Source organism: Rhodopseudomonas sp. BR0G17, assembly GCF_010907025.1.
GTDB classification, from domain to species: domain Bacteria; phylum Pseudomonadota; class Alphaproteobacteria; order Rhizobiales; family Xanthobacteraceae; genus Rhodopseudomonas; species Rhodopseudomonas palustris_H.
This window is the reverse complement of the sequence record NZ_QUML01000005.1, coordinates 82,362-106,919: the sequence shown is the minus strand read 5'-3', so window position 1 is coordinate 106,919 and position 24,558 is coordinate 82,362. Positions and strand designations below refer to the sequence as shown.

21 protein-coding genes are annotated in these 24,558 nt (G+C 65.8%); 11 read left to right on the top strand and 10 right to left on the bottom strand.

Annotated features, from left to right (window positions below):
• Positions 1-262 precede the first annotated feature (262 nt).
• Positions 263-895: a TetR/AcrR family transcriptional regulator gene (locus tag DY467_RS06210; RefSeq protein WP_164634619.1), complete on the bottom strand. Its 633-nt coding sequence runs from the start codon at positions 893-895 to the stop codon at positions 263-265.
• Between the two features lie 158 nt (positions 896-1,053).
• Here DY467_RS06210 and DY467_RS06205 point away from each other — a divergent pair, with 158 nt between their 5' ends.
• From DY467_RS06205 to dusA, 3 genes are all read left to right on the top strand, one after another.
• Positions 1,054-2,172, top strand: coding sequence for an efflux RND transporter periplasmic adaptor subunit (locus DY467_RS06205; RefSeq protein WP_164634618.1), 1,119 nt, complete (start codon positions 1,054-1,056; stop codon positions 2,170-2,172).
• The gene (locus tag DY467_RS06200) at positions 2,172-5,327 is read left to right on the top strand and encodes an efflux RND transporter permease subunit (protein ID WP_164634617.1); all 3,156 of its coding nucleotides are present in this window, start codon (positions 2,172-2,174) and stop codon (positions 5,325-5,327) included. The genes DY467_RS06205 and DY467_RS06200 overlap by 1 nt, the downstream gene beginning before the upstream one ends.
• A gap of 111 nt (positions 5,328-5,438) precedes the next feature.
• Positions 5,439-6,434: a tRNA dihydrouridine(20/20a) synthase DusA gene (gene dusA, locus DY467_RS06195; protein WP_164634616.1), complete on the top strand. Its 996-nt coding sequence runs from the start codon at positions 5,439-5,441 to the stop codon at positions 6,432-6,434.
• An 11-nt stretch (positions 6,435-6,445) separates the two neighbouring features.
• Here the strand turns inward: dusA and DY467_RS06190 are convergent, their stop codons facing one another.
• From DY467_RS06190 to DY467_RS06175, 4 genes are all read right to left on the bottom strand, one after another.
• Complete coding sequence (locus DY467_RS06190) at positions 6,446-6,982, bottom strand: TIGR02281 family clan AA aspartic protease (protein ID WP_164634615.1); 537 nt, start codon at positions 6,980-6,982, stop codon at positions 6,446-6,448.
• A gap of 22 nt (positions 6,983-7,004) precedes the next feature.
• Positions 7,005-7,229: a DUF1289 domain-containing protein gene (locus tag DY467_RS06185; RefSeq protein WP_164634614.1), complete on the bottom strand. Its 225-nt coding sequence runs from the start codon at positions 7,227-7,229 to the stop codon at positions 7,005-7,007.
• A gap of 44 nt (positions 7,230-7,273) precedes the next feature.
• Entirely contained in the window at positions 7,274-8,869 is a 1,596-nt protein-coding gene (locus DY467_RS06180) for a sensor histidine kinase (protein WP_107343934.1), read from the bottom strand.
• Positions 8,870-9,037: 168 nt separating this feature from the next.
• Positions 9,038-9,907 (bottom strand): NAD(P)-dependent oxidoreductase, encoded by an 870-nt coding sequence (locus DY467_RS06175; RefSeq protein WP_107343935.1) that lies wholly within the window; start codon positions 9,905-9,907, stop codon positions 9,038-9,040.
• Positions 9,908-10,190: 283 nt separating this feature from the next.
• Here DY467_RS06175 and DY467_RS06170 point away from each other — a divergent pair, with 283 nt between their 5' ends.
• The gene (locus tag DY467_RS06170) at positions 10,191-11,303 is read left to right on the top strand and encodes an Mrp/NBP35 family ATP-binding protein (RefSeq protein WP_164634613.1); all 1,113 of its coding nucleotides are present in this window, start codon (positions 10,191-10,193) and stop codon (positions 11,301-11,303) included.
• A 249-nt stretch (positions 11,304-11,552) separates the two neighbouring features.
• On the top strand, positions 11,553-12,644 hold the full coding sequence (locus DY467_RS06165) for a TRAP transporter substrate-binding protein (protein WP_107343937.1): 1,092 nt from the start codon (positions 11,553-11,555) through the stop codon (positions 12,642-12,644).
• Positions 12,645-12,842: 198 nt separating this feature from the next.
• Here DY467_RS06165 and DY467_RS06160 read toward each other — a convergent pair whose 3' ends face one another.
• The 5 genes from DY467_RS06160 to DY467_RS06140 form a co-directional block, all read right to left on the bottom strand.
• The gene (locus DY467_RS06160; protein WP_107343938.1) at positions 12,843-14,684 is read right to left on the bottom strand and encodes a TRAP transporter large permease; all 1,842 of its coding nucleotides are present in this window, start codon (positions 14,682-14,684) and stop codon (positions 12,843-12,845) included.
• A 37-nt stretch (positions 14,685-14,721) separates the two neighbouring features.
• On the bottom strand, positions 14,722-15,318 hold the full coding sequence (locus tag DY467_RS06155) for a TRAP transporter small permease subunit (protein ID WP_107355161.1): 597 nt from the start codon (positions 15,316-15,318) through the stop codon (positions 14,722-14,724).
• 173 nt (positions 15,319-15,491) lie between these two features.
• Positions 15,492-16,526 (bottom strand): GTP 3',8-cyclase MoaA, encoded by a 1,035-nt coding sequence (gene moaA, locus DY467_RS06150; protein ID WP_164634612.1) that lies wholly within the window; start codon positions 16,524-16,526, stop codon positions 15,492-15,494.
• A 106-nt stretch (positions 16,527-16,632) separates the two neighbouring features.
• Entirely contained in the window at positions 16,633-17,085 is a 453-nt protein-coding gene (locus DY467_RS06145) for a hypothetical protein (RefSeq protein WP_107355163.1), read from the bottom strand.
• A 163-nt stretch (positions 17,086-17,248) separates the two neighbouring features.
• Complete coding sequence (locus DY467_RS06140) at positions 17,249-17,926, bottom strand: HAD-IA family hydrolase (protein WP_107355164.1); 678 nt, start codon at positions 17,924-17,926, stop codon at positions 17,249-17,251.
• Positions 17,927-18,073: 147 nt separating this feature from the next.
• Between DY467_RS06140 and rpiA the strand changes: the two genes are divergently transcribed.
• From rpiA to DY467_RS06110, 6 genes are all read left to right on the top strand, one after another.
• A complete protein-coding gene (rpiA, locus tag DY467_RS06135) occupies positions 18,074-18,772 on the top strand; it encodes a ribose-5-phosphate isomerase RpiA (RefSeq protein WP_164573586.1) in 699 nt (232 codons plus the stop codon).
• Positions 18,773-18,798: 26 nt separating this feature from the next.
• Positions 18,799-19,308, top strand: a complete 510-nt coding sequence (locus DY467_RS06130) for a DUF2059 domain-containing protein (RefSeq protein ID WP_164573587.1) — start codon at positions 18,799-18,801, stop codon at positions 19,306-19,308.
• Positions 19,309-19,325: 17 nt separating this feature from the next.
• A complete protein-coding gene (gor, locus tag DY467_RS06125; protein ID WP_164634610.1) occupies positions 19,326-20,711 on the top strand; it encodes a glutathione-disulfide reductase in 1,386 nt (461 codons plus the stop codon).
• 187 nt (positions 20,712-20,898) lie between these two features.
• A complete protein-coding gene (locus DY467_RS06120; RefSeq protein ID WP_107343946.1) occupies positions 20,899-22,287 on the top strand; it encodes a class II 3-deoxy-7-phosphoheptulonate synthase in 1,389 nt (462 codons plus the stop codon).
• A 107-nt stretch (positions 22,288-22,394) separates the two neighbouring features.
• Positions 22,395-22,748 carry a diacylglycerol kinase gene (locus DY467_RS06115; protein WP_164634747.1) on the top strand — a complete coding sequence of 118 codons (354 nt, stop codon included), beginning with the start codon at positions 22,395-22,397 and terminating at the stop codon, positions 22,746-22,748.
• Between the two features lie 43 nt (positions 22,749-22,791).
• Entirely contained in the window at positions 22,792-24,549 is a 1,758-nt protein-coding gene (locus tag DY467_RS06110) for an NAD+ synthase (RefSeq protein WP_164634608.1), read from the top strand.
• Positions 24,550-24,558: the final 9 nt, after the last annotated feature.

The window sequence follows — 24,558 nt, the reverse complement described above, 5'->3', positions numbered from 1 at the left end:
CGCCGGCGATGTGTTCCCGCCAGCGGAGAGGCGCGCGAGGCGCTGCAAACATCGCAAAACAGTCCGCGCGCTGCGACCGGCGGACTATCCATGCGGACGGATGGCACTGTCAAATCGCCTCAGATGCGCCACCACGTCGCGTGCCAAGCACGCTTGATGGTGCTGACCTCGTAGCAACTCCGCCGTGCGCCGGCATTGTGACCCGTCAATCCGTCGGCGGCCTTTGAATCGAAGGCGAGGGATCGCAGGTCTCGACTGAAACTCAGGTTGCTTTGTCGCTTGTCCGCGGCGCCGCGTAAGCAGCCAGGAACACCGGCACGGCACGGTCGACGCATTGATCGATCTCGCCGGCGGAGATGGCGTCGCCAAATTGCAGCGAGCGGCGATAAGCGATTTCGGATTCGAGCAGCGCCAACAGGTGATGCGCTGCCACCCCCGGATTGGCTGCATGCAGGCGGCCAGCTTTGGTTGCGGCGTCGATATAGCGGGTGAACGCCTCGACCGCTTTGCCAGGACCCGCGTCGTAGAAAATCCGCCCGAGATTGCCGATCCGGCCGTGCGCCACCGCAAGGCGGTGGGCAGTGGTGGCGTCCTCGGCCAGCACGCGATGCAGTAGTTTCTTGCCGAACTCGGTGAGCACACGCTGCGGATCGTCGGTGGCGCGCGCCTCGAGATCTTCGTACATGCCGCGGATCTGCTTGCCGGCGACGCGCAGCGCGACGTGCACGAACAGCTCTTCCTTGGACGGGAAGTAGCCATACAGCGTCGCCTTCGAGCCTCCGAGCCTGCTGGCGATTTCCGACATCGAGGCGCCGTCGAGACCGCGTTCTTTGAACACCTCGACCGCGGTGTCGAGGATCGCGTCCCGCTTGGCTTCCGTCCGAACCCTGACCATCGCTCTCCGTCACCTCTCGTCAATTCGCCGGCGTTCTCCGCAATCATACTGAACGTACGGTCATATTGACAGCCTCGCGCCCGAATAATAACCGTACGTTTGGTTTTATTATGGGCGGGCGGTGCTTCCGGCCCGGCCGGGAAAAAGACGAGACGGCGATGAGAGAGATCATGGGGCTTCGTGCCGCCATCATCGCGATGGCGCTGATCCTCGGAGCTTGCGACTCCGCAGCTCCGAAGCCCGATCATGGCGCCGCGGAGCCGACCAAGCTGCCGCAGCCGGTGATGGTGGTGCCGGTGCGGTTAGAGGAGGGCGCCCGGACGCGTACCTTCGCCGCCACCATCCGCCCCAGCATCGAGAGCGACCTCGGCTTTCGGATCAGCGGCAAGGTGGCGCGGCGGCTGGTGCGGACCGGCGATTTCGTGCGTAGCGGCCAGCCGCTGCTGACGCTCGATACCAATGATCTCCGCCTGCAGCGCGAGCAGGCCGAAGCCGAAGTGAAGGCGGCGCAGTCCAACCTGATTCAGGCCGAGGCCGATGAAGGCCGTGCGACCGATCTGCAGAGCAAGGGCTGGATGGCGAATGCCGCGCTGCAGAAGGCGCACGCCACCGCCGAGGAGGCGCGCAGCCGTCTCGTCCGCGCGCAGCGTGCGCTCGATCTCGCCGGGCATGCGCTCGACTACGCGACCCTCGAAGCCGATGCGGACGGGGTGATCACCGCGACGCCGATCGAGCCGGGACAAGTCATCAGCGCCGGACAGGCCGCGGTGCGTCTGGCGCGGCTGTCGGAGCTGGAGGCGGTGGTCGCGCTGCCGGAGAGTTACGTCGAGCGGGTCGGTCGCGCCTCTGCCTCGCTGACGCTGTGGTCGCTGCCCGGCAAGAGCTACGAGGTGCGGCTGCGCGAACTATCCTTCGCGGCCGATCCGGCGACGCGGACCTTCGCGGCGCGTTTCGTGATCCCCCGCGCGGACGACAAGGTGCGGATCGGGATGAGCGCCACGTTGACGTTGCGCGAGCAGGACGAGCGGCGCTTCGCACGGCTGCCGCTGACGGCGATCTACAATCACGGCCGCGGCGCCGCGGTGTTCGTGGTCGGCGACGGCGGCGAACTGCGCGAGCGGCCGGTGACGATCGAGCGCTATGAGGATCGCGATGTGCTGGTGACCTCCGGCGTCAGCGACGGCGAAACCGTCGTCGCGCTCGGTGTCGAAAAGCTCGATCCGGCCTTGACGGTGCGGCCGATCTCCACCCTCTCGCTCAGCTCGGCGGGCAAGTGATGCAGCGACCCAATCTCTCCGCCTGGGCGGTGGCGCATCCGTCCTTGATGCTGTTTCTGATCCTGATGATCAGCGTCGCCGGCCTGCTGTCGTATCAGCGTCTCGGCCGCGCCGAGGATCCGTCCTACACCATCAAGGTCGCGGTGGTGACGGCAACATGGCCCGGCGCGACGGCCGAAGAGATGCAGCTGCAGGTCGCGGACCGGATCGAGAAGAAGCTGCAGGAGCTGCCCTGGTTCGACAAGGTCACGACCTATTCCAAGCCCGGCTTCACCGCGGCGCAGATGGAGTTTCGCGACACCACACCGCCGGCGCAAACCCCTTGGCTGTTCTATCTGATCCGCAAGAAGATGGCCGACGTGAAGCCGGACCTGCCCGACGGTGTGGCCGGGCCGGAGGTCAACGACGAATACGGCGACGTCGACTCGATCGTCTACACGCTGCGCTCCGACAGCGCCGACTACGCGGTGTTGAAGCGGATGGCGGAGCAGGTGCGGCAGCGGCTGCTGAAAGTGCCGAACGTCTCCAAGGTGACGATCTACGGCACCCAGGACGAGCGCATCTTCGTCGATTTCGACCACGTCAAGCTCGCCAATCTCGGCATCGCGCCGCGCACGATCTTCGACAGCCTCGCCAAGCAGAACGATCTTGCGCCGGTCGGCATGGTGCAGACCCAGTCGACCCGGATTCCGCTGCGCGTCTCCGGTGCGTTCGACGGCGTTCGTGCGGTGGAAGAAACCCCGATCGCATCCAACGGCACGGTGATCAGGCTCGGCGACATCGCCACCGTGTCGCGCGGCTTCGTCGATCCGCCGCAGTTTCTGGTCCGGCAGCGCGGCGTTCCGGCGCTGGCGATCGGCATCGTGATGCGCAAAGGCGCCAACATCCTGGAGCTCGGTGCGGACGTCGAAGCGTCGATGGCCGAGGTGGAACGCGCCACGCCGGTCGGCGTCACCTTCGAGCGGATCGCTAATCAGCCGGCGGTTGTCCGCGATGCGGTCGGCGACTTCATGCGTTCGTTCGTCGAGGCCCTGGCGATCGTGCTTCTCGTCAGTTTCGTTTCGCTCGGCTGGCGCGTCGGCATCGTGGTTGCGACCTCGGTGCCGCTGGTGCTCGGCATCGTGTTCACGCTGATGTTGACGATGGGCATCGATCTGCACCGGATTTCGCTCGGCGCGCTGATCATCGCGCTCGGCCTGCTCGTCGACGACGCCATCATCGCGGTCGAGATGATGGTGGTGAAGATGGAGCAGGGCTTCGATCGCGCCCGCGCCGCCTCGTTCGCCTGGGAGTCGACGGCGTTTCCGATGCTCACCGGCACGCTGGTCACCGCGGCGGGCTTTCTGCCGGTTGGCATGGCGGCGAGCGGCACCGGCGAATATGCCGGCAGCATCTTCTGGGTGGTCGGCATTGCGCTGCTGGCGTCGTGGGCTGTGGCGGTGATCCTGACGCCGTATCTCGGCTTCGTGTTGCTGCCGCACTCGCTGAGCACCGGTACCGCGCACGCGGTCTATGACAACGGCCTGTATCGCCGCTTTCGCAGCGTCGTCACCTGGTGCATCCATCACCGTCTGATCGTGATCGGCATCTCCATCGCGGCCTTCGCGATCTCGATCGTCGGCTTCGGCAAGATTCAGCGGCAGTTCTTCCCGACCTCCGACCGCACCGAACTGTTCGTCGAATTGCGGCTGCCGGGCGGCAGCGGGATCGAGGCGACGCTCGCCAATGCTCAGCAGGCCGAGGCGCTGGTCGCAGGTGATGACGACGTCGTCACCTGGAGCACCTATGTGGGCAAAGGGCCGCCGCGCTTCCTGCTCAACGTCAATCCCGAACTGCCGAACGAGTCCTACGGAGAACTCGTCATTGTCACCAAGGACAGCGCCGCGCGCGAGCGGGTGAAGCGCAAGATCGAGCAGGCCGTCGCCGATGGCGCGATCGCCGGCGCGCGGGTGCGGGTGAAGCGGCTGGCCTATGGTCCTCCGATCAAGTTTCCGGTGCAGTTCCGGGTGATCGGCGAGGACCCGAACACGGTGCGGTCGATCGCCTACCAGGTCCGCGATATCATGCGCGGCAATCCGAACGTGATCGAGCCGCAGCTCGATTGGAACGAGCAGATGCCCTCGGTGCGTCTGGTGGTCGATCAGGATCGGGCGCGGGCGCTCGGGCTCGATCCGCAGACGATCTCGCAGACGTTGCAGATGCTGATGACCGGCGCGCCGGTGACCACCGTGCGTGATCGGACCGAGAAGGTCGTGGTGGTGGCGCGGGCGATCGCGGCGCAGCGCAACGATCTCGGCGCCATCGACGATCTCACCGTGCTGTCGCGCAATGGCGTGCCGGTGCCGCTGTCGCAGATCGCCGAGATCCGCGAAGGCCACGAGGAGGCGATTCAGTGGCGGCGCGACCGCGACATGGCGATCACCGTGCGCAGCGATGTGCGCGACGGCGTGCAGGCGCCGTTCGTCTCCTCGGCGGTGTGGGGCGCGCTGGCCGATCTGCGCCAGCACCTGCCGGCCGGCTACCGGATCGAACTCGGCGGTGCGATTGAGGATTCGTCGAAAGCCAACGGTGCGTTGTTCGCGGTGGTGCCGGCGATGCTGGTGGTGATGCTGACGGTGCTGATGCTCCAGTTGCAGAGCTTCGCCAAGCTGGCGCTGGTGTTGCTGACGGCGCCGCTCGGCCTGATCGGCGCGTGCGCCGGGCTGCTGCTGTTCGGCAAGCCGTTCGGCTTCGTCGCGCTGCTCGGACTGATCGCGCTCGCCGGCATGATCATTCGCAACTCGGTGATTTTGGTCGACCAGATCGAGCAGGACATCGCGGCGGGGCATCCGCGCGAGGAGGCGATCGTCGGCGCCACCGTCCGCCGCGCGCGACCGGTGGTCCTGACCGCACTCAGTGCCGTGCTGGCGATGATCCCGCTGACGCGTTCGAGCTTCTGGGGCCCGATGGCGGTCGCGATCATGGGCGGACTGCTGGTCGCCACCGTGCTGACGCTGCTGTTCCTCCCGGCGCTGTACGCTGCCTGGTTCTGCCGCGATCCGGCCTCGACATCATCGCTGCGGCAACGTCTCGGCGGGCTCCTGGAGGCGGCCCGCGCCCGGTTCAGCTCATCGCTTCCGGCGATCCTGCGCCGGCGCGCGGAATCTGGACGCTGATCGCTCCCCCGCCGCGAGGGGAGGGCAGTGCCAGAACGGGCTGGAAATCGCCGGATTCCCGGGCTACCAGCAGCCTTGACGCCGCCTGCTAATCCGCCGACATACTGAAATATGCAGCTTCATCAGCCACATCGCTTCTCCGTCGCGCCGATGATGGAGTGGACCGACAGCCCCTGTCGGGTCTTCCATCGGCTGCTGACCAAGCGTGCGTTGCTCTACACCGAGATGGTCACCACCGGAGCGGTGATCCACGGTGATCGGCAGCGGCTGCTCGGCTTCGATGCGAGCGAACATCCGCTGGCGCTACAGCTCGGCGGCTCCAATCCGAACGACCTCGCCACCTCGGCGAAGATCGGCGAGGACTTCGGCTACGACGAGATCAACATCAACGTCGGCTGCCCGTCCGATCGGGTGAAGGAGGGCCGGTTCGGCGCCTGCCTGATGGCGGAGCCGGAGCTGGTTGCCGAGGGCGTCGCCGCGATGAAGCGCGCCGTCTCTGTGCCGGTGACGGTGAAGTGCCGGATCGGGATCGACGATCAGGATCCCGAAGTCGCGCTCGATGCGCTGGCGCGGGCGGTGGTCGCAGCCGGCGCGGACGCGCTGATCGTGCACGCCCGCAAGGCGTGGCTGAACGGGCTGTCGCCGAAAGAGAACCGCCATATCCCGCCGCTCGATTACGACCGGGTGTATCGGCTGAAGCAGGCGATGCCGCAGGTGCCGATCATCATCAACGGCGGCATTGGCAGCATCGCGGAAGCCAAGCGGCATCTCGAGCACGTCGACGGCGTGATGCTCGGCCGCGCCGCCTATCAGGAGCCGTGGCGTCTGCTCGAGGTCGATCCGGAGCTGTTCGGCGAGCCTGCGCAATATCCCTCGATGAAGGAGGCGCTCGAAGCGCTGATCCCGTATATCGAGCGCCAGCTCGCGCAAGGCCTGCGGCTCCACGCGATCACCCGCCACGTCATCGGCGCGTATCAGGGCGTGCCCGGCGCCCGCGCGTTCCGCCGCTATCTGTCCGAATTCGGCGTCAAACCCGATGCCGACGCCAGCGTGCTGTTGAAGGCGATGGTGGCGGTGACGGAGCGGGCGGAGGTCGCGGCCGCTTAAGGCCCGTGCGATCAGGGATACCCGCGCAGCCGGAGCTGGTCGGAACGGACTTCCCAGCTTTCGAGGCGGTCGAGGAAGCTCATGCCGAGCAAGTTGGTCTTCATCTGGCCGCGCGGCACCACCAGGGCCGGGACCGAGCGCTCGACCAGTTTGCCGATCGCCAGACTGTCGAGCGACAGCCGCGCGGCGCGGGTGTGGCCGCCGGCGGTTTCCAGTTCGACGTTGAAGTTCAGCAGCTCCAGCGGCAGGCCCGCCGCCTTGGCGGTCTCGTAGGTCAGCACCACCGAAGTCGCACCGGTGTCGATCACCATCGGCGCCGAAACGCCATTGACCTTGGCGCTGACCGCGAACTCGCCGCCGGTGCCGCGCGGGATTTCGACCATGCGCGAACTGGCCGCTTCGGCCGCCGCGGTGGCAGCAGCGACGCGCTTCTTCAGCATCGTCGACATCGCATCACCGGCCGCGGAAATCCGCTTCGGGTCGCCATAGGCGACCACCGCGCCGGCGGTCCCGATCAGCACCATGAGCACGAGCAGAATGCGGCTCATGACGCACCTGAGTTAAAGCGCGTTACGCGGGCGTGTCCGTCGCCGAGGCGCGCCGCCGCCGTGGCTGCGGCACATCCATGCCGGCGTCGGCCATCCGCTGCGGCAGGCCGGCCATAATGGTGAGCCGTTCGGCACTGGCCATCCGCGGCCAGCGCGCGATCTCCGGCATGGTGCGGCCACAGCCGTAGCAGAGGTTGGTCTGCGGATTGATCATGCAGACCGCGATGCAGGGCGTTTCGATGCTCATGTCGGATGGTGGCTGACATTGGTCGCCTCCCGCAAGTCCCGATCTTACAATCCGGTGCCGGCGTTCATGATCGGCTGCCGGCGCGCGCGGGCGGTCTCGGAGGTGGTGACCGAGTCCGGCTGCAGCGGCGGCGCCTCATCGGCGAGCGGCGCCAGTGCCGACATCACCCGCTCGGGCGGGAAGGTGACGATCACTTCGGTGCCGATCCGCAGTTTGGATTTCAGCGTGAAGGTGCCGCCGTGCATGTCGATCAGGCTCTTAGCGATCGGCAGGCCGAGGCCGGCGCCCTGTTCGGCGGATTTGATCGAGTTGGAACCCTGGCCGAACGAGGCCAGCACGATCGGGATCTCCTCCTCGGGAATGCCGGAGCCGGTGTCCTTGACGCTGAGATACTGGCCGCCGGATGCCGTCCAGCCGGCCTTCAGCCAGATCTCGCCGCCCTGCGGGGTGAACTTGATCGCGTTCGACAACAGGTTGAGCACCACCTGACGCACCGCGCGCTCGTCGCCCCAGATCCGCGGCATGCCCTGTTCGAACACTTCGTGGATGGTGATGCCGCGGCTGGACGCGCGCAGCTTGAGCAGGTGATGACAGTCGGTCACCACATGCACCAGCGAGATCGCTTCCTCGTTCAGCTCGTAACGGCCGGCTTCGATCCGCGACAGGTCGAGGATCTCGTTGATCAGGTTGAGCAGGTGGACGCCGGAATTGTGGATGTCGGCCGAGTAGTCCTTGTAGGCCGGCACCGCATGGGCGCCGAAGATCTCGCTCTTCATCACTTCCGAAAAGCCCAGAATGGCGTTGAGCGGCGTGCGCAGCTCGTGGCTCATCTGTGCCAGAAAGCGCGACTTGGCGACGTTGGCGGCTTCGGCGCGATGCCGGGCCTCGTCGGAGATCGCCTTGGATTGTTCGAGCTCGGCGATCAGCACGTCCTTCTCGGCACGCGCCTGCAGCGTCGCCAGCGTGGTCGAGTGCAGCCGGTGCGCGAGCAAGGCGAAGTAGCCTTCCGCCGCGACGGTGAGCGCCGCCAGCACGTATTTGTCGAAAGATCCGCTGAGCGCAAAGTTGACCGCGATCGCGGCGGTCACCGGCATGGTGGCAGCCAGCGCGGCGATCGGCAGGCTCGCCGCCAGCATCGACGACACCGCCACCACCAGCAGCATCAGGAACATCAGAAGCGTGCTGGAGACGACGTTGAGTTCGGTCGGGTGGATCAGGATCGCGGTCCACGCCAGGCCGTACAGCAGGTCGAGCAGGATAAAGCGTCGCCGCCAGGTGCGGGTGCGCGGCACCGAGGCCGGCTCCTGGAGGAAGCGGTTGCAGTTGCGGATCACCACGGCGTGGATGCTGAGCATCGCCACCGTCCAGGCACCCGCCGGCAGCGGGTCCATCCAGATCCCGAACAGCACGCCGGTGACGACCACCAGCAGCATCACCACGTAAGAGGCGGACAGCCGGGTCTCGGCATATTGCCGGACCAGTTCGTGGTCGAAGGCGGGGCGGGTGCCGCTGGTCGAGGTCAGGCGGTCGCGCGCCTCGCGCACCCGCTGTGCCGCCGCGCGCCGGTTGCGCGCCGGCGCGGCCACCGGAGGCTCAGCCGGAAGCTGGAAGACTTCAGGCTTTTCGGCGGACTCACTCATCAACCAACACAAATCCTGCGCGAGAACGCGCGCGGTTTCCCCAGCCTATATCTGGCCACAAATCCTTAAGAGCAGCCTTAGAGGGAAAATTATTCCGGTTAACAGCTGGCTAACAATCGCGGTGAACGAGCCGTGAAAACCGCGATTGCAGCCCTGTTCCGCGCTGGCTCAGCGCTCCAGTCGTGCCAGCAGGCTGGAGGTGTCCCAGCGGCGGCCGCCCATCTTCTCGACCTCGGCGTAGAAGGTGTCGACCAGCGCGGTGACCGGCAGGCTGGCGCCGTTGCGGCGCGCTTCGGAAAGACAGATCGACAGATCCTTGCGCATCCATTCGACCGCGAAGCCGAAATCGTATTTGCCGTCGTTCATGGTCTTGTGGCGGTTCTCCATCTGCCACGACTGCGCGGCGCCCTTGGAGATGGTGTCGATCACGGCATTGACGTCGAGGCCGGCCTTCTTGGCGAAGTGGATGCCTTCCGACAGGCCTTCGACCAGCCCGGCGATGCAGATCTGATTGACCATCTTGGTGAGCTGACCGCTGCCGGCGGGACCCAGCAGCTTGCACATCCGCGCGTACGCAGCGATCACCGGCTCGGCCTTGGCGAAGTCTTCCGGCCGGCCACCGCACATCACCGTCAGCACGCCGTTCTCGGCGCCGGCCTGGCCACCCGACACCGGCGCGTCGATGAAGTGGAAGCCCGCCTTGCTTGCAGCAGCGTCGAGCTCGCGCGCGACTTCGGCGGAGGCGGTGGTGTGGTCGACGAAGATCGCGCCCTTGCTCATCGCACCGAACGCGCCGTCGGCGCCGGTGGTGACGGCGCGGAGGTCGTCGTCGTTGCCGACGCAGGCCATCACGAAGTCCTGGCCCGCCGCAGCCTCGGCCGGGGTCGGCGCGGCGCGGCCTCCGAACTTCTCGGCCCAGGCCTGCGCCTTCGCCGCCGTGCGATTGTAGACCGTCACCTCATGGCCGCCTTTCGTCACGAGATGTCCGGCCATCGGAAACCCCATGACGCCGAGACCGATGAAAGCGACTTTGGCCATGTCTGGACCCTTCGGTTGCGAGGGCGCGAGCCGGTCGCGCCTGATCGAGTGGAGGTGAGGGCGGCCCGCTGCGGGGCACGCGAGGAGGAGGCGTCAGCATAGGCGAGGAGCTTAGCGGAGCAAGTCTGCGATCTCTCTGGAACGTAAGCCGAAGCGATCATCTTGCAGTGCAGCATGGTTCCGCGCTTGGCCGTTTCAGAAGCGAGGGCCGATGGCTAATTCCCGGCTTGAACCGAGCGATGGCATGTGATCGGTGGGCACGCGAAGCGGCAGGAGACTTCCAGTGAGCGTGACCCAGCAACAGATTCTCGACAGCCTGGCCAAGGTGGCGACGCCGCGTGGCGTGCCGCTGACCAAAGCCGGCGTGCTGTCGGAGATCGCCATCACCGACGGCAAGGTGTACTTCTCGATCAACGTCGATGCGGCCGAGGCGCGGGCTTGGGAGAGCGTGCGCAGCGATGCTGAGGCAGCCGTGCGCGGCACGTCCGGCGTGAAGAGCGCGCTGGTGGCGCTGACTGCCGAGCGTCAGCCGGGCAGCGCTCCGGCGCAGCGGCCCGGCGTGGCGCCGGTGTCGGCGCATCGTCCCGCCGGTGCGCCCGGAGCCGGTCTGCCGAAACAGGCGGGCATTCCCGGTGTCGGCGCGATCATCGCCGTCGCATCCGGCAAAGGCGGCGTCGGCAAATCGACCACTGCGCTCAATCTCGCGCTCGGCCTGCGCGACCTCGGCCTCAAGGTCGGGCTGCTCGACGCCGACATCTATGGTCCGTCGGTGCCGCGCCTGACCGGCATCAACGAGAAGCCGCGGCTCGACGACAGCCGCCGGATGATTCCGATCGCGCGGTTCGGCCTGTCGATCATGTCGATCGGCTTCCTGGTCGACGAAGAGGCGGCGATGATCTGGCGCGGTCCGATGGTGATGTCGGCGATCACGCAGATGCTGCGCGATGTCGACTGGGGCAAGCTCGACGTGCTGGTGGTCGACATGCCGCCCGGCACCGGTGACGCGCAACTGACGCTGGCGCAGACCGTGCCGCTGAAGGGCGCGGTGATCGTGTCGACGCCGCAGGATTTGGCGCTGATCGATGCCCGCCGCGGCCTTGCGATGTTCACCAAGGTGAATGTCCCGGTGATCGGCATCATCGAGAACATGAGTTACTTCCTCTGCCCGGAATGCGGCACCCGGTCCGACGTGTTCGGGCATGGCGGAGCGCGGCACGAGGCCGAGCGACTCGGCGTCCCGTTCCTCGGCGAAATCCCGCTGCATATGGAGATTCGAGCCACTTCGGACGCCGGCCGGCCGGTGGTCGAGAGCGAGCCGAACGGGCCGCATGCGACGATCTATCGCGCGATCGCCGGCAAGGTGCGCGACCGGATCAACAGCCTCGCGACGAATTGATGCGCTGCGAAGTGATCGTACCGGCGTCGATGATCGACCACTCAGGAGTGATCGTCGACGCGGCGTGGTGATCACGGAAATTTCCGTCTTCGACTTTGGTTGAATCTCAGTTATCTACTCGGTCGCGGCGTTTTATGCGGATCACCATCCGTGTTAGAGACGCTTCGCCACAAACGGCTCCGCGGTTCGCCTTCTTTTGGTCGGGCGCGCATGGAATCCGGGAAAACGCCGGCAACAAGGAGATGCCTTATGAAACGTCGTGACTTTCTGAAAGTGTCAGCTACCGGCGCTGCGGCAGCGGCCGCGGTGGCTTCCCCGGCGATCGCGCAGTCCTCGCCCGAGGTGAAGTGGCGGCTGACCTCCAGCTTCCCGAAGTCGCTCGACACCATCTATGGCGGCGCCGAATATCTGGCGAAGCAGGTCGCCGAGATGACCGACAACAAGTTCCAGATCCAGGTGTTCGCGGCGGGTGAAGTCGTCCCCGGCCTGCAGGCGCTGGATGCCACGTCCAACGGCACCGTCGAGATGTGCCACACCGTGTCGTACTACTACGTCGGCAAGGACCCGACCTTCGCGGTGTTCGCGTCGGTGCCGTTCGGCCTCAACGCCCGTCAGCAGAACTCCTGGCTGTATCAGGGCGGCGGCAACGAGCTCGCCAACGAATTCTACAAGAAGTACGGCCTGGTCGGCTTCCCCTGCGGCAACACCGGCACCCAGATGGGCGGCTGGTTCCGTAAGGAGATCAAGACCGTTGCCGACATGAGCGGCCTGAAGATGCGTATCGGCGGCATTGCCGGTCAGGTGCTGCAGAAGGTCGGCGTGGTGCCGCAGCAGATCGCCGGCGGCGACATCTATCCGGCGCTGGAAAAGGGCACCATCGACGCCGCCGAGTGGGTCGGCCCGTACGACGACGAAAAGCTCGGCTTCCAGAAGGTCGCAAAGTACTACTACTATCCGGGCTTCTGGGAAGGCGGCCCGACCGTGCACGCCTTCACCAACCTCGAGAAGTTCAACCAGCTGCCGAAGAACTATCAGGCGATCCTCGCCAACGCGGCGGTGAACACCAACACCTGGATGAACGCCCGCTACGACCTGCTCAACCCGACCGCGCTGAAGCGGCTGGTGGCCGGCGGCACGCAGCTGCGTCCGTTCTCGAACGAAATCCTCGACGCCTGCCTCAAAGCCACCAACGAGCTGTGGGGCGAAATCTCGGCGAAGAACCCGGACTTCAAGAAGGCGATCGACGCCATGCAGGCGTATCGCTCCGACCAGTACCTGTGGTGGCAGGTCGCGGAGTACACCTTCGACAGCTTCATGATCCGCTCGCGCACCCGCGGCTGATCTGAACGCCTGAAACGAAAAGGCCCGGCCTCCGCGAGGAGGTCGGGCTTTTTTGTTGTTACCAGTCTTCCTGGTGAGACGGGCGGTCCAGCTTCACCGTCATTGCGAGCGAAGCGAAGCAATCCAGCTCAGTGCACTGTACTGGATTGCTTCGTCGCTGCGCTCCTCGCAATGACGGGAAGTGGAAGCCGTCCTCGATCAGAACTTCGGCGGGCCGAGATCGATCTGCGGCATCTCGATTTGCGGGATGTCGATCTTGACCTTGGATGGGTCGATGTCCCCTGCGACGCCCTTGTAGTGCATCACCATTCCAGGGAAGGCGATCACCATGGCGACCATGATCAGCTGGATGATCACGAACGGCACCGAGCCCCAGTAGATCTGGCCGGTGGTGACCGGCGCCATCTGCTTGCCGCTGACGCGGTCGATATATGGCAGCTTCGGCGCCACCGAGCGCAGGTAGAACAGGGCGAAGCCGAACGGCGGATGCATGAACGAGGTCTGCATGTTGACGCCGAGCATGACGCCGAACCAGATCAGGTCGATACCGAGCTTCTCAGCCGCCGGCCCGAGCAGCGGGATGACGATGAAGGCGAGCTCGAAGAAGTCGAGGAAGAACGCCAGCACGAACACGAAGGCGTTGACGAAGATCAGGAAGCCGAGCTGCCCGCCGGGCAGCGACACCAGCAGCTCCTCGACCCAGCGATGGCCGTCGACGCCGTAGAAGGTGAGCGAGAACACGCGGGCGCCGACCAAGATCATCACCACGAAGGCGGTCAGCTTGGCGGTCGACTCGGTGGCCTGCCGGGTTAGGTCGAAGCTCAGCCGGCCCTTCATCAACGCCAGAATCATCGCGCCGGCCGCACCCATCGCGCCACCTTCGGTCGGCGTTGCGACGCCGATGAAGATGGTGCCGAGCACCAGGAAGATCAGGCCGAGCGGCGGCACCATCACGAACACGACCTGCTCGGCGAGCTTGGACAGCAGCTTCAGCCGCAGCAGCCGGTTCAGCACCGCGATCACGAACGACAGCGCGACGGTGACCGACATCGTCAGCACGATGTAGTCGGCGCCCGACTTCACGTCGGTGAAGCTCATCGCCACGATGCCGGCGGCGGTCGAGGCAGCGACCACCAGATAAAGCGACATCGTCATGGTGCGGATGATGCCGATGAACGGGCGGAACAGCACGGCCGTGAGGATCACGAACCAGAAGCCCTGCATCACCAGCTGCGACAGGCCGACCTTGTCGAACGCCGGCTTGCTCCAGTCGAACGCGCCCCAATGCACCGTGAACAGATAGGCCGCACCGCCGGCCGACAGCGCCGCCAGCGGCATGATCAGCGGGTGCTTGGCGGTCTCCGGCTCACGCAGCGTCTGCGCTTCGAGCGGCAGGCCGGGCGCCGCCTTCGGGGCGAAGACCGTCACCAGGAAGATGTAGAGCGCATACAGCAGCGACAGCACGATGCCCGGAATGAAGGCGCCTTCGTACATGTCGCCGACCGAACGGCCGAGCTGGTCGGCCATCACGATCAGCACCAGCGACGGCGGGATGATCTGGGCCAGCGTGCCGGACGCGGCAATGATGCCGGTGGCGACGCGGCGGTCGTAGCCGTAGCGCAGCATGATCGGCAGCGAGATCAGGCCCATCGAGATCACCGAGGCAGCGACCACGCCGGTGGTGGCGGCGAGCAGGGCGCCGACGAACACCACCGCGTAGGCGATGCCGCCGCGGATCGAGCCGAACAACTGGCCGATGGTCTCGAGCAGATCCTCGGCCATGCCGGATCTCTCCAGCACCAACCCCATGAAGGTGAAGAATGGAATCGCCAGCAGCGTTTCGTTGTTCATCACCCCGTAGACGCGATCGGGCAGCGCCTGCAGGAAGTCGGGACGGAACAGGCCGAGTTCGATGCCGAGGAAGGCGAAGAGAAGGCCGTTGGCGGCGAGCGAAAACGCCACCGGATACCCCAGCAGCAGAAATACCACCAACGACGCGAACATGATCGGCGCCATGTAGTGGATCAACAGTGCGGTCATGCGGACCGGCCCCCCAATGCGATGACCACGAAGCGGCTTACTTTTTGTCGCCGCCGATGTTGAGCAACAGCCGCTCGGCTTCGAGCTCGGCGGAACTGTGTGCGGATTGTGCGGAAGCGTTGCTGTCCGGGATCGCGCCGACCATCATCGCGAGGCGCTTGATGATCTCCGAGATGCCCTGAATGATCAGCAGCACGCACATGATCATGATCAGCGCCTTGGCCGGCCATTGCGGCAGGCCGCCGGCGCTGAACGACTGCTCGTTCTGGTGATACGAGACCAGGAAGAACGGGATCGACCACCACAGCAGGATGATCGCGAACGGCATCAGGAAGAACACGTGGCCGATCATGTCGATCCAGCCGCGCAGCTTGAGCGGGAGGCTGTGATTGATGATGTCGATGCGGATGTGTTCGTTGCTGAGCAGGGTCCAGGGCGAGCACAGCATGAACACCACGCTGAACAGCACCCACTGCAATTCGAGGAACGAGTTCGACGACATATCGAAGATCTTGCGGACCACGGCGTTGACTGCCGAAATCGCCACCGCCGCCACGATCAGCCAGGACACCCAACGGCCCACAACCGTGTTGAAGGCGTCGATCGTCCTGCTCAGTCCAAGCAATGCTCGCAACGCTCGGTCTCCTCCCGGTTCGTCCGGCCTGCGCGATTACAACGCGAAGCGGCTTTTTGTAGCCGAGGGCTCGCGAAGCGTGCGCACCAAACCAGCGCGTCACCGTTCCGTCAATTGGAAAATGGCAATCAGGAGCGCTGTTCAGCGGAATGATTAGTCGCAGGTGGGAGCGCTTAGCCGCCGGTGACGCTCATGTGCCGGCTGACGCTCGGCCGGTTATGGCGGCGGTCGATGATGAAGTCGTGGCCCTTCGGCTTCGAGCCGATCGCCTGATCGATCGCGGCGCTGAGCAGGGCGTCGTCGGCGGAAGCGCGCAGCGGCCGCCGCAGGTCGGAAGCGTCCTCGTGGCCGAGGCAGGTGTGGATTGTCCCGGTGCAGGTAATCCGCACCCGATTGCAGGATTCGCAAAAATTGTGCGTGAGTGGAGTAATGAAGCCGAGCCGGCCGCCGGTCTCCTCGACGCGGACGTAGCGCGCCGGGCCGCCGGTGGAGTCGGGCAGGTCGGTCAGCGTGTAGTTGTTGGCGAGCCGGGCGCGGACCAGCGACAGCGGGACGTACTGATCGATCCGGCCTTCGCCAATTTCGCCGAGCGGCATAACTTCGATCAGCGTCAGCCCCATGCCGAGGCCATGCGCCCAGCGCATCAGCGACGGGATCTCGTCCTCGTTGCAGCCCTTCAGCACTACGGTGTTGATCTTCACCGCAAGGCCTGCGGCGCGGGCGGCGTCGATGCCGGCGAGCACGCGGTCGAGATCGCCCCAGCGGGTGATCCGGCGGAACTCGTCCGGGTCGAGCGTGTCGAGCGAAACGTTGACGCGGCGGACGCCGCAATCCGCCAGCTCCGCGGCGAAACGGGCGAGCTGCGAGCCGTTGGTGGTGAGGGTGAGTTCGTCGAGCGCGCCGCTCTTGAGATGTCGGGACAGCGACCGCACCAGCGACATCATGTTGCGGCGGACCAGCGGCTCACCGCCGGTTAGGCGCAGCTTGCGCACGCCCTTGGCGATGAAGGCCGAGCACAGCCGGTCGAGTTCTTCCAGCGTCAGCAGGTCGGCGCGGGGCAGGAAGGTCATGTCCTCGGCCATGCAGTACACACAGCGGAAGTCACAACGGTCGGTGATGGAGACGCGCAGGTAGTCGATGGTTCGCCCGAACGGATCGGTCATCGGCCGATCCACGGTGGTTGGCGGAGTGATCGCGGCGCTGGTCATGCGGCGTGCCCTGTCGCGGTCGCCGCCAGTCGCGGCAAATGTCTCCGCACTATCTAGGCACGATCAGCGGCGCGCACAATCACGCGCCGTGATGCGCTGCAATATGTTAGCGCGCTGCCGGGGCAGGGAACGGCGACGACGACTCTGCCGGAGCCTCGGCGGCCGGCGCGGCTGCGGCGGGCTTCGGCTTACGCGGCTTGCGGACCTGACGCGCCTTGCGCGACGGCTTGGCGGCCTGCAACTCGGCGGTCACCGGGTTCGGCGTCACCGTCGTGGTGCCTTCCGACATGAAGCCGCCTTGTGCGACCGAGACCTGCACCGGAACCGTCGTGGTCTGGAACTTGTCCAGCGAGAAGGTCACGGTGAAATCGGCCGGCGGCACCTTGATCGAGCACGGGGTCTTACAGCTCTGCCCGGTGGAGGCGACGGCGTCCGCACCCGGCGGCACCGAATCGAGCTGAACAGTGACGTCGGGCGGGGTCGACTTGAAGGCGTCGGACATCGACGCGCAGCCCCCCAGCGAGAGCCCTGCCAGGGCGATGACAACAAGATGACGCATGATACTCCCATCCGTTCAGTGCGGCCAACGGCCACAGTCCCGCGCGGACCATAGGAGCCTGCTGTAACGCTGGCAACTGCGCGTCCAACAAACTTAAGAGTTAGTTAACGCGACCTGTTAGCGAACTGAATTTCGCCACAATTTCAAAGGTATCGCCTTCAGGTCAGCGCCGCGGCAGCAGCCGTCCCACGGCGTTCGGCAGCTCGCGCATATGGCCGACCAAAAGGTCCGGTTCGAGCTCGGCGATCGGCACTTCGGTGTAGCCGAATTCGACCCCGATCACCGGCACGCCGGCCCGCCGCGCGACGCCGACATCCGGCCCTGCGTCGCCGACCATGATGGTGGCAGCGAGGTCGCCGCCGGCCTTGGCCACGGTCTCGCGCAGGATCGCAGGGTCGGGCTTGGCGACGCCGAAGGTGTCCGCGCCGCAGATCGCCGCAAAGCGCGGGCTGAGCCCGAGCCGGTCGAGCAGCAGCTTCGACAGCCATTCCAGCTTGTTGGTGCAGACCGCAAAGCGGTAGCCGCTCTCCGACAGCTCGTCGAGCGTCGCTTCCAGCCCTTCGAACGGGCGCGACTCGTCGGCGATGTGGGCGGCGTAATAGTCGATGAAATCGACGGTGAGGCGATTGACGTCGTCCTGCGCGATCACACGGCCGTCGAGTTCGAGGCCACGTTCGAGCAGGCGGCGGGCGCCTTGTCCGATCATATTGCGCGCGACGGCCATCGGAACGGCCGGCATGCCTTCGCGAACGAGGATGAAATTCAGGGCGTTGATCAGGTCGGGCGCGGTATCGACCAGCGTGCCGTCCAGATCGAAGACAACAATGGGAGATGCGGTCATGTTCGACCGCTAACCTTCTCCGCGGCTTTCTGCAACCGTCTGGCGATGCTCAACCCCAGAATCCGTGCTGTTCGCCGCGCCCAAACGCCGCTAGATATGCCGCGCCGCGCCGGGGACATCAGGGGCGGAAACGGGGTAGGCCGGGTCATGGACAAGGAAGAGTTGAAGCGGCGGGCTGCGGCGCGGGCGCTGGAAGAGGTGCGGGGCGGCATGAAGCTCGGCCTCGGGACCGGTTCGACGGCGAAGCATTTCGTTGAACTACTTGGCGAAAGAGTGCGGGTCGGGCTCGACGTGATCGGCGTGCCGACGTCGGAAGTGACGCGCGCCGATGCCGAACGTTGCGGTATCCGGCTGACGACTTTGGATGAAATCGACCGCCTCGACATCACCATCGACGGCGCCGACGAGGTCGATCACAATCTCGACCTGATCAAGGGCGGCGGCGGCGCGCTGTTGCGCGAAAAGATCGTCGCGGCGGCCTCGGATCGCATGATCGTGATCGCAGACGAATCCAAGCTGGTCGGCACGCTCGGCCGCTTCCCGCTGCCGATCGAGGTGATCCCGTTCGGCCTCGGCGCCACCCGCCGCGCGCTGCAGAATGCTTTCACCGCCGCCGGCTGTGACGGCGAATTAAAGCTCCGGCCCGGCAAAGACGGCCATGCTTTCGTCACCGATGGTGGCCACTGGATCCTCGACGCCCAGCTCGGGCGCATACCCGATGCTCCTCGTCTGGCCCATTTGCTGTCCGTGATTCCGGGCGTAGTCGAGCATGGGTTGTTTGTCGGGATGGCGAGCACCGTCGTGCTGGCAGGGGCCGACGGAATTCGAACCATCGAACGCGCGTGAGCGCCGATCATCTCAGGAGAATTGGAATGAAATATCTGTCGAAGGCATTGCTGGCCGCCGCTTTGGTGTTCGGCGTCGCTCTGGCCGGCCATCAGGCGCAGGCGCAAACCAAGCAGCCGTCGCCGGCGGCGATCGCGTCCGCCAAGGAGATCCTGGAGCTGAAGCGGGCCGGCGGCATCTACGCCCAGGCGGTGCCGAACATCATTCAGCGCACCATGGACACGCTGATGCAGAGCAACCTGAACTATCAGCAGGACCTCAAGGAGGTCGCGGTGGTGATCGCCAAGAAGATGGCGGGCCGCGAGAAGGAAATCGGCGACGGCATGGCGAAGATCTACGCCACCGATTTCACCGAGCAGGAGCTCAAGGACCTCGTCACCTTCTACAAGTCGCCGCTCGGCCAGAAGCTGCTCAGCCAGGAGCCGAAGTCGATTGCCGAAAGCATGCAGTTCATGAATCAGTGGGCGCAGAAGTTCGCCGAGGAAGTGAACGGCGAATTCCGCGCCGAGATGCGTAAGCGCGGCAAGAACATCTGATCGACCAGAGAGGCGAAATGGCAGACTTCGACGCGGACCTGTTTGTTATCGGCGGTGGCTCTGGCGGCGTGAGAGCCGCACGAATCGCCGCCGGCTACGGCGCCCGCGTCGTCGTCGCCGAAGAGTATCGGTTCGGCGGCACCTGCGTGATCCGCGGCTGCGTGCCGAAGAAGCTGATGGTCTACGCCTCCCAGGTGCACGAGGAGATCCGGGATGCGGCCGGCTTCGGCTGGAGCATCCCGACCGCGGAATTCAACTGGTCGACGCTGATCGCCAACAAGGACAAGGAGATCGCGCGGCTCGAGCAGATCTACGCGACCAACGTCGAGAAGGCCGGCGCCCGCACCATCAAGGGGCGCGCGGTGTTCGAAGATCCGCATACGCTGCTGCTGTCGACCGGCGAGAAGGTGCGGGCCAAGACGATCCTGATCGCGACCGGCGGCGCGCCCAATCACGGCAAGGCGATTCCCGGCATCGAGCACGTGATTTCGTCCAACGAGGTGTTTCACCTCAACGAGCAGCCGAAGCGCATCCTGATCCAGGGCGGCGGCTATATCGCACTCGAATTCGCCTGCATCTTCGCCGGCCTCGGCTCGGACGTCACCGTGGTGTATCGCGGCGACAACATCCTGCGCGGCTTCGACGAGGACGTGCGCACTCATGTTCGCACCGAGATGGAGCGGGCAGGGATCACCATCATCACCGGCTGCACTGTGACGGCTGTCGAGAAGCTCGGCGAGGAATACACCTCGCATCTGTCGAGCGGCTCCAGCGTGGCGTCGGACCAGGTGATGTTCGCGATCGGCCGGCATCCGGCGGTCGCCAATCTCGGCCTCGAGAAGGCCGGCGTCGCCATCAATCCGGACAATGGCGGCATCGCTGTCGACGACCACTGCCGCACCTCGGTGCCGCACATCTACGCGGTCGGCGATGTCACCCATCGCACCAACCTGACCCCGGTGGCGATCCGCGAGGGCCATGCCTTCGCCGACAATGTGTTCGGCGGCAAGCAGGTGCAGGTCGACTATTCCTGCGTTCCGACCGCGGTGTTCTCGCAGCCGCAGGTCGGCACCGTCGGGCTGACCGAGGCCCAGGCGCGGGCGCAGTACGGCGTCGTCGACATCTACAAGACCGATTTCCGCCCGATGAAGGGGACGATGTCGGGCAGCCAGTCGCGCGTGCTGATGAAGCTGATCGTCGACGGCACCACCGATCGTCTGCTCGGCTGCCATATCGTCGGGCCGGACGCCGCCGAACTGGTTCAGGTGGTGGCGGTCGCGATGAAGATGAAGGCCACCAAGGCCGACTTCGACGGCACCATGGCGCTGCACCCCACCGCCGCCGAGGAGCTGGTGACGATGCGCACCCGGACCGCGCGCTACCAGCGTGAAGCCGCCGAATAGCCGGCTGCGGCGTCCCGGGCCTTGCCGAAATTTCAGGCTGGCCGGGGCCGCCAACAAAATAGGCTTTTCCCGCAAGGGGTTGTATTCTGCCCCCTGATTTCCAACTAGCGGTTGGCAGGGCTGCTGTGTATAACGCGCCCGCCGCGACCCATTTTTAACTGGCGGCTTGTTTCTTCAGGAGTGGCCTATGTCCGAACGCTGGACACCCGATAGCTGGCGCGCCAAGCCGGTGCAGCAGATGCCGCAATATCCCGACGTGAAAGCGCTCGCGGATGTCGAGGCGCAGCTCGCGAGCTTTCCGCCGCTGGTGTTTGCCGGCGAGGCGCGCAACCTGAAGAAGGCGCTGGCCACGGTGGCGGCCGGCGACGCTTTCCTGCTCCAGGGCGGCGACTGCGCCGAGAGCTTCGCCGAGCACGGCGCCAACAACATCCGCGACCTGTTCCGCGTCTTCCTGCAGATGGCGATCGTCCTGACCTACGCCGGCGCCTCGCCGGTGGTGAAGGTCGGCCGCATCGCCGGCCAGTTCGCCAAGCCGCGTTCGGCCCCGGTCGAGAAGCGCGACGGCGTCGAGCTGCCCAGCTATCGCGGCGACATTATCAACGACGTGGCGTTCACCGAAGAAGCCCGCGTGCCCGATCCGCGCCGGCAGATCGAAGCGTACCGCCAGTCGGCCGCGACGCTGAACCTGCTGCGCGCCTTCGCCAAGGGCGGCTACGCCAGCGTCGAGAACGTGCATCGCTGGATGCTGCAGTCGGTCAGCGATAGTCCGCAGTCGAAGGCCTATGCGGATCTCGCCGACCGCGTCTCCGGTGCGCTCGATTTTATGCGCGCCTGCGGCCTGACCTTTGCGGTCGATTCCTCGCTCGGCACCACCGATTTCTACACCAGCCATGAAGCGCTGCTGCTCGGCTACGAGCAGGCGATGACCCGCGTCGACTCGACCACCGGCGACTGGTACGCGACCAGCGGCCACATGCTGTGGATCGGCGACCGCACCCGTCAGCTCGATCACGCCCATGTCGAGTACTTCCGCGGCATCAAGAATCCGATCGGCCTGAAGTGCGGTCCGTCGCTGAAGACCGACGAACTGCTCAAGCTGATCGACATCCTCAATCCCGAGAACGAGCCGGGGCGGCTGACGCTGATCGGCCGGTTCGGCGCCGACAAGATCGGCGAGCATCTGCCGGCGATGGTCCGCGCGGTGCAGCGCGAGGGCCGCACCGTGGTGTGGTCGTGCGATCCGATGCACGGCAACACCATCACCTCGAACTCCGGCTACAAGACCCGGCCGTTCGACCGCATCCTGTCGGAAGTCCGGTCGTTCTTCGCGGTCCACGCCGCGGAGGGGACGCATGCCGGCGGCGTGCATCTGGAGATGACCGGCCAGAACGTCACCGAGTGCCTCGGCGGCGCCCGCGCCATCACCGACGAAGACCTCAACAACCGCTATCACACCGCCTGCGATCCGCGGCTCAACGCCGAACAGTCGATCGACATGGCGTTCCTGATCGCGGATCTGCTCAAGCAGGGCCGGGCCGGCAAGGCCAGCCCGCTGCAGGCGGCGGCCGGGCTTTAACGCCACCTCTCCACCGTCATGGCCGGGCTCGTCCCGGCCATCTACGTTTCTGAGCATCTAAACCTTGATGCCTTCGGCATGACGGGCAAACCGGGGCTGTGGATCAGGTGCTGAGGTTCTGGCGGGCGACGATCAATTCGTGGCGCGGGCTGAAATTCGCGACCCGCTCCGAGCAGGCGATCCGCGAAGAGCTGGTCGCGCTGGCGCTCGCCGTTCCGGCCGCCTGGCTGATCGGCACCACGGCGGCGCGCCGCGTCGAACTCATTGCGGTGGTCGCGCTGGTGATCGTGGTCGAACTGCTCAATACCGCGATCGAGAAGCTCAGCGACCGGCTCACCACGGAACACGATCCGCAGATCGGCCGGGTCAAGGACATGGGCTCAGCAGCCGTCGGCGTCGCGCTGGGAATCGCCGGCCTGTTCTGGCTGTTCGCGCTCGCCGAGCGGATCGGGCTGCTCTGACCGGCCGATTGCGAAGCCTGCCGGCTCTCGCTACATCTCGGCTATGACCGAAAATGCCGCCCGCCTGACGATCTCGCTCGCCCAGCTCAACCCGACGGTCGGCGATATCGCCGGCAATGCCGACAAGGCGCGCGCGGCGCGCCGACGCGCGGCGGCCGATGGTGCCGACCTCATCGTCTATCCGGAACTGTTCATCGCCGGCTACCCGCCGGAAGATCTGGTGCTGAAGCCGGCGTTCCAGGCAGCCTGCCGCGCCGCGATCGAGGATCTGGCGCGCGAGACCGCCGACGGCGGGCCGGCGATGCTGATCGGCTCGCCCTGGGTCGATAACGGCAAGCTGTACAATGCCTGCGCGCTGCTCGACGGCGGCCGGATCGCGGCGATCCGCTATAAGGTCAACCTGCCGAACTACGGCGTGTTCGACGAGAAGCGGGTGTTCGCACGCGGGCCGGTCTCGGGTCCGGTGACGATCCGCGGCGTCCGGATCGGCGTGCCGATCTGCGAAGACACCTGGCTCGAAGAATCCGAAGACTACGAGAACGTGGTGGAGTGCCTTGCCGAAACCGGTGCGGAACTGCTGGTCGTGCCGAACGGCTCGCCTTACGCGCGCGGCAAGAACGACATGCGGATGTCGGTGTCGGTGGCGCGGGTCACCGAGAGCGATCTGCCGCTGGTCTATGTCAATCAGGTCGGCGGCCAGGACGAATTGGTGTTCGACGGCGCCTCGTTCGTGCTCAACGCCGACCGCACATTGGCGGCGCAGTTGCCCGGCTTCGTCGAGAGCATCACCACGCTGAGCTTCGTCAAAGGTACGGCGGGCTGGCGCTGCGACGGCCCGGTCGCGCCGGTGATCGAGGGCGACGAGGCGGACTACGCGGCCTGCGTGCTGGGCCTGCGCGACTATGTCCGCAAGAACGGCTTCCCCGGCGTGCTGCTCGGCATCTCCGGCGGCATCGACTCGGCGCTGTGCGCGGCAATTGCGGTCGATGCGCTCGGCGCCGACAAGGTCCGCGGCGTGATGCTGCCGTTCCGCTACACGGCGGAGATCTCGCTCGAGGACGCTGGCCGGCTCGCGAGCGCGCTCGGCTTCGGCTACGAGGTGCTGCCGATCGCGCAGGCGGTCGAAGGCTTCGAGGCGATCCTGGCGAAACCGTTCGCTGGGTTGGAGCGCGACATCACCGAGGAGAACCTGCAGGCGCGCACCCGCGGCACGCTGTTGATGGCGATCTCCAACAAGACCGGCGCGATGGTGGTGACCACCGGCAACAAGTCGGAGATGAGCGTCGGCTACGCCACGCTGTACGGCGACATGAACGGCGGCTTCAACCCGATCAAGGACATCTACAAGACGCAGGTGTTCCGGCTGTCATCGTTGCGCAACCGCTGGAAGCCGGACGACGCGCTCGGCCCTGACGGCGAGGTGATCCCCGAAAGCATCATCATCCGCCCGCCGACCGCGGAGCTGCGCGAAAACCAGACCGACCAGGATTCGCTGCCGCCTTACGACGTGCTCGATGCCATCCTGGAGCGTCTAGTCGAACGTGAGAAGCCGCTCGCGAGCATTGTCGCCGAAGGCTTCGACAAGGACACCGTCGTCCGCATCGACCGCCTCCTGAACATCGCGGAGTACAAGCGGCGCCAAGCGGCGCCGGGCGTGAAGGTGACGCGCAAGAACTTCGGGCGGGACAGGCGCTATCCGATCACCAACCGGTTTCGCGACAAGGCGGAAGCGTTGGCGAAGCCGGACGAGACGTTGGTGACGCGGAGTGGACGGGCGTCGAGTGAGGCGTTTGAGGGGTAGGGTATAGAG

Coding starts and splice junctions, on each gene's coding strand:
- rpiA (WP_164573586.1), top strand. CDS start 18,074: ATGGACAAGGAAGAGTTGAAGCGGCGGGCTGCGGCGCGGGCGCTGGAA.
- DY467_RS06120 (WP_107343946.1), top strand. CDS start 20,899: ATGTCCGAACGCTGGACACCCGATAGCTGGCGCGCCAAGCCGGTGCAG.
- DY467_RS06190 (WP_164634615.1), bottom strand. CDS start 6,982: ATGAGCCGCATTCTGCTCGTGCTCATGGTGCTGATCGGGACCGCCGGC.
- dusA (WP_164634616.1), top strand. CDS start 5,439: ATGCAGCTTCATCAGCCACATCGCTTCTCCGTCGCGCCGATGATGGAG.
- DY467_RS06205 (WP_164634618.1), top strand. CDS start 1,054: ATGAGAGAGATCATGGGGCTTCGTGCCGCCATCATCGCGATGGCGCTG.
- DY467_RS06130 (WP_164573587.1), top strand. CDS start 18,799: ATGAAATATCTGTCGAAGGCATTGCTGGCCGCCGCTTTGGTGTTCGGC.
- DY467_RS06200 (WP_164634617.1), top strand. CDS start 2,172: ATGCAGCGACCCAATCTCTCCGCCTGGGCGGTGGCGCATCCGTCCTTG.
- DY467_RS06180 (WP_107343934.1), bottom strand. CDS start 8,869: ATGAGTGAGTCCGCCGAAAAGCCTGAAGTCTTCCAGCTTCCGGCTGAG.
- DY467_RS06145 (WP_107355163.1), bottom strand. CDS start 17,085: ATGCGTCATCTTGTTGTCATCGCCCTGGCAGGGCTCTCGCTGGGGGGC.
- DY467_RS06175 (WP_107343935.1), bottom strand. CDS start 9,907: ATGGCCAAAGTCGCTTTCATCGGTCTCGGCGTCATGGGGTTTCCGATG.
- DY467_RS06140 (WP_107355164.1), bottom strand. CDS start 17,926: ATGACCGCATCTCCCATTGTTGTCTTCGATCTGGACGGCACGCTGGTC.
- gor (WP_164634610.1), top strand. CDS start 19,326: ATGGCAGACTTCGACGCGGACCTGTTTGTTATCGGCGGTGGCTCTGGC.
- DY467_RS06110 (WP_164634608.1), top strand. CDS start 22,792: ATGACCGAAAATGCCGCCCGCCTGACGATCTCGCTCGCCCAGCTCAAC.
- DY467_RS06210 (WP_164634619.1), bottom strand. CDS start 895: ATGGTCAGGGTTCGGACGGAAGCCAAGCGGGACGCGATCCTCGACACC.
- DY467_RS06185 (WP_164634614.1), bottom strand. CDS start 7,229: ATGAGCATCGAAACGCCCTGCATCGCGGTCTGCATGATCAATCCGCAG.
- DY467_RS06165 (WP_107343937.1), top strand. CDS start 11,553: ATGAAACGTCGTGACTTTCTGAAAGTGTCAGCTACCGGCGCTGCGGCA.
- moaA (WP_164634612.1), bottom strand. CDS start 16,526: ATGACCAGCGCCGCGATCACTCCGCCAACCACCGTGGATCGGCCGATG.
- DY467_RS06160 (WP_107343938.1), bottom strand. CDS start 14,684: ATGACCGCACTGTTGATCCACTACATGGCGCCGATCATGTTCGCGTCG.